This window comes from Streptomyces sp. NPDC096079, from assembly GCF_040303145.1.
In the GTDB taxonomy this organism is placed as follows: Bacteria; Actinomycetota; Actinomycetes; order Streptomycetales; family Streptomycetaceae; genus Streptomyces.
Genome location: NZ_JBEOST010000005.1, coordinates 143,306 through 157,801 on the forward strand (window position 1 = coordinate 143,306; position 14,496 = coordinate 157,801).

Below are 14,496 nucleotides of genomic sequence, written 5' to 3' on the forward strand. Positions count from 1 at the left end.
TGACGCGGCCGGGTGGGCGGCGCGCCCGTGCAGCGGCGGGGCGGTGCCCCGCCCCGCCGTGCCCACCCCGCTCGCCCGGGGGGAGGAACGGGGTGGCCACCACGGGGGCGGGGACGACGGCCCGCAACGGGAGCGGGGGGCGTCAGCCCGCCTCTCCCGCAGGACGGCGGAGACGCGCCGTCAGCGCCCGGCGGCGGTCCGACCAGGCCGTCGTCGTCGACGACCAGCGGGCCGACCACGTCCAGCGGAGCCGCGCCGCCGAGCGTGGTGCCAGGAGCGCGCGGAGACGGGTGCGCCGGTCGGCGGCCGCGTGGAACCCGGCACGGACCCGCCCCGCCTCCTCGGCCAGCCCCGTGGCCGGCTGCGGCCGGGGCGCGTACAGCACCTCCTCCACCGCCCGCGCCACCCGGTGCACCGCGTCGGCGGCATCGCCGCCCAGCTCGCCCAGGCGGATGATCCGCGCCGCCGACCTCCTCGGCGTGAGCGACTCGTCCGGCTCGACCCCGTGGTCCCAGGCCGTGTCGTTGATCTCCTGCCAGACCGCGAGCGCGCCGGCGCCCGAGCCGAGCCGCGCGGCCCGTACCCGTGTCCGCCAGAGCAGCGGCAGGAGGGGCAGGGCGACGACGAGCAGCACCGCGAGCGCCACCAGGAGCACCGTCCCCAGGTCGGGGCCCGAGCCGTCGGACGAGGCACCGGCCACCGCGGCGTCCGGGCCGCAGTCGCCGAGCTTCTTCATCTGCGGGGTGCAGCTCTCCGAGGCGCTGGGCACGGGAGCGGGCTGCGCCGAGGCGCTCTGCTGCGGCTGCGCGGGCCCGGTGGCCGTGCCCGAGGGGGTGGTGTCCTCGGCGTACGAGGGGATGGAGCCCCGCGAGGGGGTCGGCTCGAACCGCGTCCACCCGGCGCCCTCGAAGTACAGCTCGGGCCAGGCGTGCGCGTCCCGGATGCCGACGGAGACCGATCCGTCGGTCTGCGTCTTGCCGGGCATGAAGCCCACGGCCACCCGGGCGGGGATGCCGAGGGAGCGGGCCATCGCCGCCATGGAGAAGGAGAAGTGGACGCAGAAGCCCTCCTTGTCCTTCAGGAAGCGGGAGATCGCCTGCACGCCGGTGCCGGACTCGACCTCGACGTCGTAGCGGAAGCCGCCGTCCCGGGCGAACCAGTCCTGGAGCTTCACCGCACGCTCGTAGTCGCTCCCCGCGCCCTTGGTGACGCTCAGGGCCGTGGCCCGTACGTCGGCCGGCAGCGACGGGGGCACCTTGGTGTACTCGCGGCGCAGCTTCTCCGGGGCGGGTCCGGCGCCGGCCAGCTGCTCGGCCGTGGGCCGCACGTCCAGACTGGCGACCGTGTAGCGGGCGCCCTTGGTGGTCTGCTTGTCGTCGCCGACGAGCATCCGGCCCGCCGGCTCGTACCGCCAGCGTCCGTCGATGTCGACCCGGCCGGCCGGGTACGGCATGGGCAGCCACTTCTGCTCGTACGCCTCGGAGGCGACGAAGTTGCTGGTCACCTCGGTGATCTGGACGCTCTGGGAGAGGCCGTCCGGCCAGGGCAGCTGCTTGGGCACGTCCTCGATCGGGCGGACCGAGGACTTCCACGAGGTGCCGTCGAACTGGTCGAGCGCGACGAGCCGCAGGTACATGTCGGTGCCGCGGGCGTTGGTCCGGTAGCGCAGGACCTCCCGGTCCTCCGGCTGGCGCAGGTTGTTCTGGAGGGAGACCAGCGGGTTCACGGCGGAGATCGTGCCGCCCTTGCCCGCGCCCCCGCCGCCCTCGCCGTTCCCGCCGAAGAGCCCGCCGGAGAAGCCCGGCAGCGCGAACGGCACCACGAGCGCGACGCCCATGGCGACGGCGCCGATCCGGCGGCCGGTGCGGGCGGGCGCGAAGGCGGGGCCGCCGCCCGCGACGGTGGACCCGGGCCGGCCGGAGCGCTGGGCACCGCCGAAGACCCGCCCCCACTGGGCGAGCCGGTCACGGCCCTCGGCGAGGAGCAGCAGCAGATAGCCGGAGGCCGCGAGGAGGAACCAGAGCCAGCCCGCTCCGCCCCCGGAGAGTCCGGCGGCCACCGAGTACAGGGCGAGCAGCGGCAGGCCGGCCGGGGCGGCCTTGCGGAAGGTGACCGCGAGGGCGTCCACCAGGAGCCCGATCGCGACGACGCCGCCGACCAGCATGAGCCGGATGCCCGCGGTGTCGGGCGCGGGGATCGCGTACCGGCCGACGTCCTCGGCGCCCGCCCGGAACAGCTCGACGGCGTGCGTGAACGCCTCGGGGCCAGGGACGAGCCACAGGAAGGCCTGCTCGCGGGCGAAGAACAGGGTCAGCGCGAGCAGCGCGGTGACGGTCTGGGCGAGGAGCGTCAGCGGCCGGGCCAGCGGCACCCGCCGGGCCAGCGTGCCCGCCCCGCTCACCAGGGCGAGGACGAAGGCGGCCGTGAAGATCCAGGTCGCCGGCTTCACCAGCGGGAGCAGCGCCCCGGCGGCCATCAGGGTGGCGCCCCAGGAAGCGAGCGTCAGCCGTGCGCGGCCGCTCATGACCATCCTCCGTAGGTGTCGGCGGCGGCGGTCTCCGTGCGGAGTCCGGCCGCCTGCTGCCACAGGTCGGCGAGCGAGGCGCCGGGCGGGACGGCGAGGGCCGTCCAGCCGGCCTCGCGCAGCTGTCGCACGCGGTCCTCGACGGCTCCGCTGACCGCGCCGCCGGTGAGCCAGGTGCCGGAGTCCAGGACGAAGGCGATCGCCGCGCCGTTCCGGCCGCGCATCCGTGCGGTGAGGGCCGCCTGCTCCTCGTCGAGGTCGCCGAGGAAGGCGACGAGCAGTCCGTCGCCGCCGCCGCGCAGGACGTCGGAGGCACGGGAGAGCCCGGCGCCCTCGGAGTGGTCGACGACCGCGAGGGTGTCCATCATCAGACCGGCCGCCTCGGCCGAGTCCTGGGCCGAGCCGGCGAAGCCCTCGGCGCCCTCGCCGGGGATCGCGCTGCCGGTGTCGGTGAGCAGCCGGACCGCGTAGCCGCGCTCCAGCATGTGGACGAGCGCGGAGGCGGCACCGGAGACCGCCCATTCGAAGGCGGAGTCGGGGCCGCCGCCCTGGAAGGCGATCCGGCGGGTGTCGAGGAGGACGGTGCAGCGGGCCCGCTGGGGCAGTTCCTCGCGACGGACCATCAGCTCGCCGTAGCGGGCGGTGGAGCGCCAGTGGACCCGGCGCAGGTCGTCGCCGTGGCGGTAGGTGCGCGGGATGACGTCGTCGTCGCCGGCGAGCGCCAGGGAGCGCGACTGCCCGTCGCCGTATCCCGAGGCCTCGCCGAAGAGCTTCACCGGCGGGAGCGCCTCGGTCCTGGGCACGACGGTGAGGTTGTCGTACGCGCTGAAGGAGCGGGTCAGCTCGCACATCCCGAAGGGGTCGTTGAGCCGCAGCTGGAGGGGGCCCAGCGGGAAGCGGCCGCGCAGGTCGGAGCGGACCCGGTAGGACACCTCGCGCCGACCGCCGGCCTCGACCCGGTCGAGGACGAAGCGGGGGCGGGGGCCCAGCATGTACGGCACGTGGTCCTGGAGCATCAGGAGGCCGGTGGGCAGCTTGGAGACGTTCTCCATCCGCAGCTGGACCCGTGCCTCGGTGCCGGTCTCCACCCGCTGGGGGGTGAGCCGGCGGGAGGCGGCGACCCGGTAGCGGGTCCGGTGCAGCACGAGGACGCAGATCAGCGGGAGCGCGGCGAGCAGCAGCCCGACGCGCAGCAGGTCGGCCTGGCCGAGGACGTACGCGCAGGCGGCGGCCGCCACCCCCGCGGCGAGGAAGGAGCGGCCGCGGGTGGTGAGCCCGCCGAAGGCGGCCCGCAGCCCGCCGCGGTCGTCCTCGTCGCCCCGCTGTCCGTCCGGCACGGCGGCGCCACTCATCACAGCCGCCGGGCGCCGGGCTGCTGCTGGCCGTAGAGCGGTCCGGCGGGCGGGGCCGTGGCCGGGACGGGGGTGCGCTGCAGGATGTCCTGGACGACCTGCTCGGCGGTGCGGCGGTTCAGCTGGGCCTGCGCCGTCGGCAGCAGGCGGTGGGCGAGGACCGGGGCGGCGAGGGCCTGGAGGTCGTCGGGCAGGACGTACTCGCGGCCGCTGAGCGCCGCCGAGGCCCTGGCGGCCCGCACCAGGTGCAGGGTGGCCCGGGGGGAGGCGCCCAGCCGCAGGTCGGGGTGGGTGCGGGTGGCGGCGACGATGTCGACGGCGTAGCGCCGGACGGCGTCGGCGATGTGGACCCCGCGCACCGCGTCGATCAGCTTGAGGATGTCGTGGGCGTGGGCGGCCGGCTGGAGGTCGTCCAGCGGGGAGACCGCGCCGTGCACGTCGAGCATCTGGAGCTCGGCCTCGGCGCTCGGGTAGCCCATGGAGACCCGGGCCATGAAGCGGTCGCGCTGGGCCTCGGGCAGCGGGTAGGTGCCCTCCATCTCGACCGGGTTCTGGGTGGCCACGACCATGAACGGGCTGGGCAGCTCGTACGTCTGGCCGTCGACCGTGACCTGGCGCTCCTCCATGGACTCCAGGAGCGCGGACTGGGTCTTCGGCGAGGCGCGGTTGATCTCGTCGCCGATCACGATCTGGGCGAAGATCGCGCCCGGCTTGAACTCGAACTCCCGGCGCTGCTGATCGAAGATCGACACGCCGGTGACGTCCGAGGGCAGCAGGTCGGGAGTGAACTGGATGCGGCGCACCGAGCAGTCGATGGACCGGGCCAGTGTCTTGGCCAGCATGGTCTTGCCGACGCCGGGGACATCCTCGATGAGGAGGTGCCCCTCGGCGAGCAGCACGGTCAGCGAAAGCCGTACGACCTCGGGCTTGCCCTCGATCACACTCTCCACCGATCTGCGGACGCGGTCCACAGTGGTGGTCAGATCAGCGAGGCTCGCTCGATCGTCATAGGTCGTCACCCCGGCCCTCCTCGGCCTTTCGGAACTGTCGTCCGAGCATTGTTGTCACCACGGCCGGGCCTGTCACTTGCGCGCGGACAAGTGCGGGGGAAATGCCTGGGTTTGACGGATTGTGCCGGGTCGATCTCGCGCAGCGGGCCCGCCGGCACGGTTCCGACGGCAAGGGCCTCGCCTCTTTCCGGCCCACCGCGAGGAGGGACGAAGGACCTCGACGAGCCGTGTTGTGAGCTGAACCACAGGTGACGCTCTCCGGGTCACGCGGCGCGCCAGTCGGTTGATTGACCGGCGGGTCCCGTGGACTAAAGTGACGCGGAGTTCACGGAGACAACGAGCGATATTTCCGCGGTTTCTCCCCCGTGTGTGCGGCGGTACCTACGGCTCGGCCTCCTCCCGCGGTACGTGCCTCCGCGCCGGATCTGAGAGGGCGCTTTGAGCAACGACCGACACGTCCCGGTGATGCTCCAGCGGTGCCTGGACATGTTGGCCCCCGCCCTGCAGCACCCCGGAGCGGTCGTCGTCGACTGCACCCTGGGCCTCGGCGGCCACAGCGAGGCCCTGCTCCAGCGGTTCCCCGAGGCGCGGCTCGTCGCCCTCGACCGCGACAAGGAGGCCCTGCGGCTCTCCGGCGAGCGGCTCGCCCCGTACGGGGACCGGGCCACCCTCGTCCACGCCGTGTACGACGAGCTGACCGAGGTCCTCGACCGGCTCGGCATCCCCCGGGTGGACGGCGTCCTCTTCGACCTGGGCGTCTCCTCCATGCAGCTGGACGAGGCCGACCGCGGCTTCGCCTACGCGCAGGACGCCCCGCTCGACATGCGCATGGACCAGACGACCGGCATCAGCGCGGCCGAGGTCCTCAACACCTACCCGCCGGGCGAGCTGGTCCGGATCCTGCGCGCGTACGGCGAGGAGAAGCAGGCCAAGCGGATCGTCTCCGCGATCGTGCGCGAGCGCGACAAGGAGCCCTTCACCAACAGCGCCCGGCTCGTCGAGCTCATCCGCGACGCCCTGCCGCAGGCCGCCAAGCGCACCGGCGGCAACCCGGCCAAGCGCACCTTCCAGGCCCTGCGCATCGAGGTCAACCGCGAACTCGACAGCGTCGAGAACGCCATCCCGGCGGCCGTGAAGGCCCTCGCCGTCGGCGGCCGGGTCGTCGTCCTCTCGTACCAGTCCCTGGAGGACCGGATCGTCAAGGGCGTCTTCGCGGCCGGCGCGGCGACCACCGCCCCGCCCGGGCTCCCGGTGGTCCCCGAGAAGTACCAGCCCCGGCTCAAGCTGCTCACCCGGGGCGCCGAACTGCCCACCGAGGAGGAGGTCGCCGAGAACCGGCGCGCCGCCCCCGCCCGGCTCCGGGGCGTCGAGCGCATCCGGGAAGACGTCCTGTGAGCACGGCGAAGGGGCCCCTCAAAGGGCGGGCCGCGCGGCTCGGACGGCTCATGCCGTCGGGGCCCAGCTCGGCCGCCCGCACCCCCTTCGTCCTGCTCGTCGTCGTCCTGCTCGGCGGCGGGCTCATCACCCTGCTCCTGCTGAACTCGGCGCTCAACCAGGGCTCCTTCAAACTGAACGAGCTCAAGGACAAGACCACCGAACTCACCGACGAGGAGCAGGCGCTCCAGCGGGACGTCGACGACTACGCGGCCCCCGACGCCCTGGAGCGGCGGGCCCGTGAACTCGGCCTGGTCCCGGGCGGCAGCCCCGCCTTCCTCGGCCCGGACGGCAAGGTCCTGGGCGAGCCCTCGGTCGCGGTCGCCCCGAAGCCGCCCCCGAGGCCCCAACCGAAGCCGGCGGGCACCCCGAAGCCGCCGCAGCACACCGGTACCCCCGGGAGCGGGGCCACGCGGACCAGCTCGTCGACGAAACCCGCAGGCACGCCCGACGCCCCGCTCACCGGCGCCGGCCCGACCGGCTCAGCCCCCACCAGTCCGGGCCCCACCGGCATCGGCCAGGCGCAGTCGGCGCCGGTGTCGGACGTCCGGGACCCCTCACAGACCGGCAGGTGACCGAGCAGTGCCCTCCAAGGAGCCCCCGCGCCGTCGTGTCCCCGGGCCCGCGCGGCCCGCGCGACCCCGACCCGCCTCGGCCGGAGCCCGTACGTCCGGAGCCCGCCCGTCCCGCCCGGCGCCCCGCCCGGCGGGGAAGCGGCCCCCGGCCCGGCAGCCCCGCACCATCCGGCTCGGCAGCCCCCGGCCGCGGCTGCGCCTGATCTCCCTCGGCCTGACCCTCGTCATGCTGGTCTTCGTGGTCCGGCTGCTCCAGGTCCAGGCGGTCGACGCCAGCGCGTACGCGGCCAAGGCCGACAAGTACCGCTTCCAGGAGTACACGCTCTCCGCCGAGCGGGGCGAGATCACCGACCGCAACGGCATCGCGCTCGCGTCCAGCGTCGACGCGTACGACATCACCGCCGACCCCAAGCTCTTCACCCGCGAGGAGTCGAAGGTCGCCGACGCCCCCGAGCAGGCGGCCGCGCTCCTCGCCCCGATCCTCGGCAAGGAGCCCGCCGAGCTGGCGAAGAAGCTCCGCACCCCCAAGTCCCGCTACACCCTGCTCGCCCGCAAGCAGACCCCGCAGGTCTGGAACCAGATCAAGGACCTCAAGCGGGTCTACGGGCAGAAGGCCCAGGCCGTCGGCGGCAACGGGATCAACCTCCTCGGCGGCATCCTCAGCGAGCCCAGCACCAAGCGCGTGTACCCGAACGGCGAGCTGGCCGCCGGGATACTCGGCTACGTCAACGCCGAGGGCCGCGGCGCCGGCGGCGTGGAGTCCATGCTCGACCCGGAGCTCGCCGGCAAGGACGGCAAGATCCGCTTCACCCAGTCCGGCGGCCGCCAGGTGCCCACCGCGGGCTCCCAGGGCACCCCCGCCGTCCCCGGCTCCGACATCGAGCTGACCATCGACCGGGACATCCAGTGGGCCGCCCAGCAGGCCATCACCGAGCAGGTGAAGAAGTCCAAGGCCGACCGCGGCTACGTCGTCGTGCAGAACACGAGGACCGGCGAGGTCCTCGCCATGGCCAACGCCCCCGGCTTCGATCCCAACGACCTCTCCGCCGCCAACGCCGCCGCCATGGGCAACGCGGCCCTCCAGGACGCCTACGAGCCCGGCTCCACCAGCAAGGTCATGTCCATGGCCGCCGTCCTGGAGGAGGGCAAGGCGGCCCCCGACACCCACGTCACGGTCCCGAACCGGCTCCACCGCGGCGACCGGCTCTTCCAGGACGACATCGACCACATCACCTGGTACCTGACCCTCAACGGCGTCCTCGCCAAGTCCAGCAACATCGGCACCATCCTCGCCACCGGCCGGCTCGGCGAGACCCAGGCCGAGGCCAACCGGGTCCTCCACGCCTATCTGCGCAAGTTCGGCATCGGCAGCCCCACCGGGCTGAACTTCCCCGGCGAGACCCCCGGCATCCTCGCCAGACCCCAGGACTGGTCCACCTCGCAGCAGTACACGATCCCCTTCGGCCAGGGCCTCTCCGTCAGCGCCATGCAGGCCGCCTCCGTGTACTCGACCATCGCCAACGGAGGCGTACGGATCGAACCGACCCTCGTGCGCGGCACCAAGGGGCCCGACGGGCGCTTCACCGCGACCGCCGCACCCAAGGAGTCCCGGGTGATCAGCGAGAAGACGGCCACGACCCTCGCCCGGATGCTGGAGTCCGTCGTCAAGGACCGGGAGGGCACGGGCAACAAGGCCGCCATCCCCGGCTACCGCGTCGCGGGCAAGACCGGCACCGCCAACCGCGTCGACCCCGAGCTCGGCGTCTACAAGGGGTACACCGCCTCCTTCGCCGGCTTCGCCCCCGCCGACGACCCGCAGATCACCGTCTACTGCGCCATCCAGAACCCCACCAAGGGCAGCTACTTCGGCGGCCAGATCTGCGGACCCATCTACAAGAAGGTCATGGAGTTCGCCCTCAAGACCCTCCACGTCGCGCCCACGGGCAGCGCACCCGCCCGACTGCCGGTCACCTTCGAACCCACCCCGTGACACTCCGGGAGCACCAGTGACAACGATCACCCCACATTCCGGGAACCGGAAATCGAACTCCGGCGAGGCCCCGGGCTCTTTTGGCCCCGCACAGGGTGCGCCCGGTACGCTCACCGCCGTGCCACACGCTGATCAGTACCGAAACGCCCCACCCCGGCCGGAGCAGGCCCGCCCGACACCCCTGGGCGACCTGGCCGCGCAGCTCGGGACCGACATCCCCCGGGCCGCCGAGATCTCGGGCATCACGCACGACTCGCGAGCCGTGCGCCCCGGAGACCTGTACGCGGCCCTGCCCGGCGCCCGCACCCACGGCGCCGACTTCGTCGCCCAGGCCGCCGGACTCGGCGCCGCCGCGATCCTCACCGACCCGACGGGCGCCGAGCGCGCCGCCGCGACCGGCCTCCCGGTCCTGGTCGTGGAGAACCCGCGCGGCCGGATGGGCGAACTCGCCGCCAGGATCTACGGCCGCCCCGGCGAGGACCTCCTCCAGATCGGCATCACCGGCACCTCCGGCAAGACCACCACCGCGTACCTGGTGGAGGGCGGCCTGCGCGGCTCCGGACGCAGGACCGGCCTCGTCGGCACCGTCGAGATGCGGATCGGCGACGAACGCATCAAGTCCGAGCGCACCACCCCCGAGGCCACCGACCTCCAGGCGCTCTTCGCCGTCATGCGCGAGCGGGGCGTCGAGGCCGTCGCCATGGAGGTCTCCAGCCACGCCCTCGTGCTCGGCCGGGTCGACGGCTGCGTCTTCGACGTCGCCGTCTTCAACAACCTCAGCCCGGAGCACATGGAGTTCCACTCCGACATGGAGGACTACTTCCAGGCCAAGGCCGGGCTCTTCACGCCCCAGCGCAGCCGCCTGGGCGTGGTCAACCTCGACGACGCCTACGGCCGCAGGCTCGCCGCGGAGGCGACCGTGCCGGTCGTCACCTTCTCCGCCGAGGGCCGCCCCGAGGCCGACTGGCGCGCCGAGGACCTCGTGCTCGGCTCCCACGACTCCACGTTCACGGCCATCGGCCCCGAGGGCGCCCGGATCTCCGCCACCGCCCCGCTGCCCGGCCCGTTCAACGTCGCCAACACCCTCGCCGCGATCGCCACCCTCGCCGCCGCCGGCCTCGACCCGAAGGCCGCCGCCGAGGGCGTCGCCGCCGTGCCCGGCGTCCCGGGCCGCCTGGAGCGGGTCGACGCCGGCCAGCCGTACCTCGCGGTCGTCGACTACGCCCACAAGACGGACGCCGTCGAGTCGGTCCTGCGCTCCCTGCGCGAGGTCACCGAGGGCAGGCTGCACGTGGTCATCGGCTGCGGCGGCGACCGGGACACCACCAAGCGCGGCCCGATGGGCGCCGCCGCCGCCCGGCTCGCCGACACCGCGGTCCTGACCTCCGACAACCCCCGCTCCGAGGACCCCCTGGTGATCCTCAGTGCCATGCTCGCCGGTGCCGCGGAGGTGCCGGCGGGGGAGCGCGGCGACGTCCTGGTCGAACCCGACCGGGCGGCCGCGATCGCCGCCGCGATCGCCCGCGCGCGGCCCGGCGACACCGTCCTGGTCGCCGGCAAGGGCCACGAGCAGGGCCAGGAGATCGCCGGGGTCGTACGCCCCTTCGACGACCGTCAGGTCCTGCGCGAGGCGATTCTCAGCCAGCAGAGCCAGCAGGACGCACACCGTCACGAGAACAGTCAGGGATGAAGCAGTGATCGCCCTCTCCCTCGCCGAGATCGCCGAAATCGTCGGCGGGCAGGCGCACGACATACCGGATCCGGCCGCCCGGATCACCGGGCCCGTCGTCATCGACTCCCGCGAGGTGCGGGCCGGCAGCCTCTTCGCGGCCTTCGCCGGTGAGCACGTCGACGGACACGACTACGCGGAGCGCGCCGTCCAGGCGGGAGCGGTGGCCGTGCTCGCCGCCCGCCCCGTCGGCGTCCCCGCCCTCGTCGTCGACGACGTCCAGGCCGCGCTCGGGGCCCTCGCCCGCGCGGTCGTGGAGCGGCTCGGCACCGATGTCGTCGCCCTCACCGGCTCGGCCGGAAAGACCTCCACCAAGGACCTGATCGCCCAGGTCCTCGACCGGCACGCGCCCACGGTGTGGACGCCCGGCTCGCTCAACAACGAGATCGGCCTGCCGCTCACGGCGCTCCGCGCGAGCGACGAGACCCGGCACCTGGTCCTGGAGATGGGCGCCCGCGGCATCGGACACATCCGCTACCTCACGGGCCTCACCCCGCCCCGTATCGGCCTCGTCCTCAACGTGGGCACCGCCCACATCGGCGAGTTCGGCGGCCGGGAGCAGATCGCCCAGGCGAAGGGCGAACTCGTCGAGGCCCTGCCGTCCGCCGAGGAGGGCGGCGTCGCGGTCCTCAACGCCGACGACCCGCTCGTCCGTGCGATGGCGAGCCGCACCAAGGCCCGCGTGACCCTGTTCGGCGAAGCGGACGAAGCGGCCGTACGGGCCGAGAACGTACGCCTCACAGCGACCGGACAGCCTTCTTTCCTGCTTCACACACCCACCGGGTGCAGTGACGTGACCTTGCGCCTGTACGGTGAGCACCACGTGTCGAACGCGCTCGCAGCGGCCGCCGTCGCGCACGAGCTGGGCATGCCAGTCGAGGAGATCGCCACCGCGCTCTCCGAGGCGGGCACCCTGTCGCGCTGGCGCATGGAGGTCACCGAGCGTCCGGACGGCGTGACGATCGTCAACGACGCCTACAACGCGAACCCCGAGTCCATGCGAGCCGCCCTGCGCGCGCTCGCGGCCATGGGCAGGGCCGCACAGGCCCGAGGGGCTCGTACGTGGGCGGTGCTCGGCAAGATGGCCGAGCTCGGTGACGCATCGCTCGTCGAGCACGACGCGGTCGGACGGCTCGCCGTCCGGCTCAACGTCAGCAAGCTCGTGGCGGTCGGGGAGAGGGAAGCTTCCTGGCTGCAACTGGGCGCATATAACGAGGGTTCGTGGGGTGAGGAGTCGGTGCACGTGTCCGACGCGCAGGCGGCTGTCGACCTGTTGCGCAGTGAGCTGCGCCCGGGGGACGTCGTCCTTGTGAAGGCTTCCAGGTCGGTCGGTCTCGAAAAGGTCGCGCTGGCGCTCCTCGACACCGAGGGCGAGGTCACCGGCCGATGAGGCAGATCCTCTTCGCGGGGGCCATCGGGCTCTTCCTGACCCTGATCGGCACGCCGCTGCTGATCAAGCTCCTTGCCCGCAAGGGGTACGGGCAGTTCATCCGTGACGACGGCCCGCGCGGTCACGCCGGGAAGAAGGGCACGCCCACCATGGGCGGCATCTCCTTCATCCTGGCCACGCTCATCGCGTACGCGCTGGCCAAGGTCATCACCGGCGAGGACCCGACGTACTCGGGCGTCCTGGTGCTGTTCTTGATGGCCGGCATGGGCCTGGTGGGCTTCCTCGACGACTACATCAAGATCGTCAAGCAGCGGTCGCTCGGTCTGCGCGCCAAGGCGAAGATGGCCGGGCAGCTGATCGTCGGCATCGCCTTCGCCGTGCTCTCGCTGCAGTTCGCGGACCTGCGCGGGCTCACCCCCGCCTCCACGAAGCTCTCCTTCATCACGGACTTCGGCTGGGCCATCGGCCCGGTGCTCTTCGTGGTCTGGGCGCTCTTCATGATCCTGGCCATGTCCAACGGCGTGAACCTGACGGACGGTCTGGACGGCCTGGCCACCGGCGCCTCGGTGATGGTCTTCGGCGCGTACACCTTCATCGGGCTCTGGCAGTTCCAGGAGTCCTGTGCCAACGCGGTGACGCTGACCAACCCCAACGCCTGTTTCGAGGTCCGCGATCCGCTCGACCTCGCGGTCGTGGCCTCCGCGCTCATGGGCGCTTGCTTCGGCTTCCTCTGGTGGAACACCTCGCCCGCCAAGATCTTCATGGGTGACACCGGCTCGCTCGCCCTCGGCGGCGCCCTCGCCGGTCTCGCCATCTGCTCCCGTACGGAGCTCCTGCTGGCGCTGCTCGGCGGCCTGTTCGTCCTGATCACGATGTCCGTGGTCATCCAGGTCGGTTCGTTCAAGATGACCGGCAAGCGCGTCTTCCGGATGGCACCCCTCCAGCACCACTTCGAACTCAAGGGGTGGTCCGAGGTCCTGGTCGTCGTCCGGTTCTGGATCATCCAGGGCATGTGCGTGATCGTGGGCCTGGGCCTCTTCTACGCGGGATGGGCATCGGAAAAGTGACAGAACAGCTCGACTGGAACGGCAAGAAGGTCACCGTCGCGGGGCTCGGGGTCTCCGGGATCCCGGCCGCCCGCGTCCTGCACGCCCGCGGCGCGCTCGTGACCGTCGTCAACGACGGCGACGACGAGCGCTCCCGGGCCCAGGCCGCCGAGCTGGAGGCGCAGGGCATCACCGTGCGCCTCGGCGACGGGGCGACGCTGCCGGCCGGCACCGAGCTGATCGTCACCACCCCCGGCTGGCGCCCCGACAAGCCCCTCTTCACGGCCGCCGCGGAGGCGGGCGTGGAGGTCTGGGGCGACGTCGAGCTGGCCTGGCGGCTCCGCGGCCCGGACGCCGCCCCCTGGCTCGCCGTCACCGGCACCAACGGCAAGACCACGACCGTGCGGATGCTCGCCTCCATCCTGGAGGCGGCCGGTCTGCGGACCGCCGCCGTCGGGAACATCGGCGTCTCGCTCCTCGACGCCGTCCTCGGCGAGGAGACGTACGACGTGCTCGCCGTCGAGCTCTCCAGCTACCAGCTGCACTGGGCGCCGTCCGTCCGCGCCCACTCGGCCGCCGTGCTCAACCTGGCGCCCGACCACCTCGACTGGCACGGCTCCATGGAGGCGTACGCCGCCGACAAGGGCCGGATCTACGAGGGCAACCAGGTCGCCTGCGTCTACAACGTGGCCGACAAGGTCACCGAGGACCTGGTGCGCGAGGCCGACGTGGAAGAGGGCTGCCGGGCCATCGGCTTCACCCTCGGCACCCCCGGCCCCTCCCAGCTCGGCGTCGTCGAGGGCATCCTCGTCGACCGGGCCTTCGTCGAGAACCGGCAGAAGAACGCCCAGGAGCTGGCCGAGGTCTCCGACGTCCAGCCCCCGGCCCCGCACAACATCGCCAACGCCCTCGCCGCGGCCGCCCTCGCGCGCGCCTTCGGTGTCGAGGCCAAGGCCGTGCGGGACGGCCTCAAGGCCTTCAGGCCCGACCCGCACCGCATCGAACTGGTCGAGGAGGTCCAGGGAGTCACGTACGTCGACGACTCCAAGGCCACCAACACCCACGCCGCCGAGGCCTCGTTGGCCGCCTACGACCCGATCGTCTGGATCGCCGGCGGCCTCGCCAAGGGTGCGACCTTCGACGAGCTCGTCCAGCGGTCCGCGAAGCGGCTGCGCGGAGCCGTCCTGATCGGCGCCGACCGCGCCCTGATCCGCGAAGCCCTGGCGCGACACGCCCCGGAGGTACCGGTGGTGGACCTCGACCGGACCGACACTGGGGCGATGTCCGAGGCGGTCCGCGAGGCGGCCCGGCTCGCCCGCCCGGGGGACACGGTCCTGCTCGCCCCGGCCTGCGCCTCGATGGACATGTTCACCAACTACAACAAGCGGGGCGAGGCCTTCGCGGACGCCGTCCGCGCCCTCGCCGCCACCGGGGACGCCTGACCCG

The 14,496-nt window shown here is 73.1% G+C and carries 10 protein-coding genes; 7 read left to right on the top strand and 3 right to left on the bottom strand.

Annotation, left to right across the window (positions count from 1 at the left end):
- Nucleotides 1-142 precede the first annotated feature (142 nt).
- The 3 genes from ABTY59_RS13070 to ABTY59_RS13080 are packed head-to-tail and all read right to left on the bottom strand — an operon-like array spanning nt 143 to nt 4,895.
- Nucleotides 143-2,524: a transglutaminase TgpA family protein gene (locus ABTY59_RS13070; protein WP_352018992.1), complete on the bottom strand. Its 2,382-nt coding sequence runs from the start codon at nt 2,522-2,524 to the stop codon at nt 143-145.
- Nucleotides 2,521-3,876, bottom strand: coding sequence for a DUF58 domain-containing protein (locus ABTY59_RS13075; RefSeq protein WP_352018993.1), 1,356 nt, complete (start codon nt 3,874-3,876; stop codon nt 2,521-2,523). Before ABTY59_RS13075 ends, ABTY59_RS13070 begins: the two co-directional genes overlap by 4 nt.
- Nucleotides 3,876-4,895 carry an AAA family ATPase gene (locus ABTY59_RS13080; RefSeq protein ID WP_352018994.1) on the bottom strand — a complete coding sequence of 340 codons (1,020 nt, stop codon included), beginning with the start codon at nt 4,893-4,895 and terminating at the stop codon, nt 3,876-3,878. Before ABTY59_RS13080 ends, ABTY59_RS13075 begins: the two co-directional genes overlap by 1 nt.
- A gap of 429 nt (nt 4,896-5,324) precedes the next feature.
- Here ABTY59_RS13080 and rsmH point away from each other — a divergent pair, with 429 nt between their 5' ends.
- The 7 genes from rsmH to murD are packed head-to-tail and all read left to right on the top strand — an operon-like array spanning nt 5,325 to nt 14,492.
- A complete protein-coding gene (gene rsmH / locus ABTY59_RS13085; protein WP_352018995.1) occupies nt 5,325-6,281 on the top strand; it encodes a 16S rRNA (cytosine(1402)-N(4))-methyltransferase RsmH in 957 nt (318 codons plus the stop codon).
- Complete coding sequence (gene ftsL, locus ABTY59_RS13090) at nt 6,278-6,895, top strand: cell division protein FtsL (protein WP_403540207.1); 618 nt, start codon at nt 6,278-6,280, stop codon at nt 6,893-6,895. The genes rsmH and ftsL overlap by 4 nt, the downstream gene beginning before the upstream one ends.
- A 7-nt stretch (nt 6,896-6,902) precedes the next feature.
- Complete coding sequence (locus tag ABTY59_RS13095; RefSeq protein WP_352018996.1) at nt 6,903-8,885, top strand: peptidoglycan D,D-transpeptidase FtsI family protein; 1,983 nt, start codon at nt 6,903-6,905, stop codon at nt 8,883-8,885.
- A gap of 16 nt (nt 8,886-8,901) precedes the next feature.
- Nucleotides 8,902-10,575, top strand: coding sequence for a UDP-N-acetylmuramoyl-L-alanyl-D-glutamate--2,6-diaminopimelate ligase (locus ABTY59_RS13100; RefSeq protein WP_352018997.1), 1,674 nt, complete (start codon nt 8,902-8,904; stop codon nt 10,573-10,575).
- Between the two features lie 4 nt (nt 10,576-10,579).
- Nucleotides 10,580-12,004 (top strand): UDP-N-acetylmuramoyl-tripeptide--D-alanyl-D-alanine ligase, encoded by a 1,425-nt coding sequence (locus ABTY59_RS13105; RefSeq protein ID WP_352018998.1) that lies wholly within the window; start codon nt 10,580-10,582, stop codon nt 12,002-12,004.
- A complete protein-coding gene (gene mraY / locus ABTY59_RS13110) occupies nt 12,001-13,071 on the top strand; it encodes a phospho-N-acetylmuramoyl-pentapeptide-transferase (RefSeq protein WP_189802264.1) in 1,071 nt (356 codons plus the stop codon). The genes ABTY59_RS13105 and mraY overlap by 4 nt, the downstream gene beginning before the upstream one ends.
- On the top strand, nt 13,053-14,492 hold the full coding sequence (gene murD / locus ABTY59_RS13115) for a UDP-N-acetylmuramoyl-L-alanine--D-glutamate ligase (RefSeq protein WP_352018999.1): 1,440 nt from the start codon (nt 13,053-13,055) through the stop codon (nt 14,490-14,492). The genes mraY and murD overlap by 19 nt, the downstream gene beginning before the upstream one ends.
- Nucleotides 14,493-14,496: the final 4 nt, after the last annotated feature.

Bases quoted from the DNA above. Each gene is read 5' to 3' on its own strand.
- ABTY59_RS13070 (WP_352018992.1), bottom strand. From the start codon at position 2,524: ATGAGCGGCCGCGCACGGCTGACGCTCGCTTCCTGGGGCGCCACCCTG.
- murD (WP_352018999.1), top strand. From the start codon at position 13,053: ATGGGCATCGGAAAAGTGACAGAACAGCTCGACTGGAACGGCAAGAAG.
- mraY (WP_189802264.1), top strand. From the start codon at position 12,001: ATGAGGCAGATCCTCTTCGCGGGGGCCATCGGGCTCTTCCTGACCCTG.
- ABTY59_RS13075 (WP_352018993.1), bottom strand. From the start codon at position 3,876: ATGAGTGGCGCCGCCGTGCCGGACGGACAGCGGGGCGACGAGGACGAC.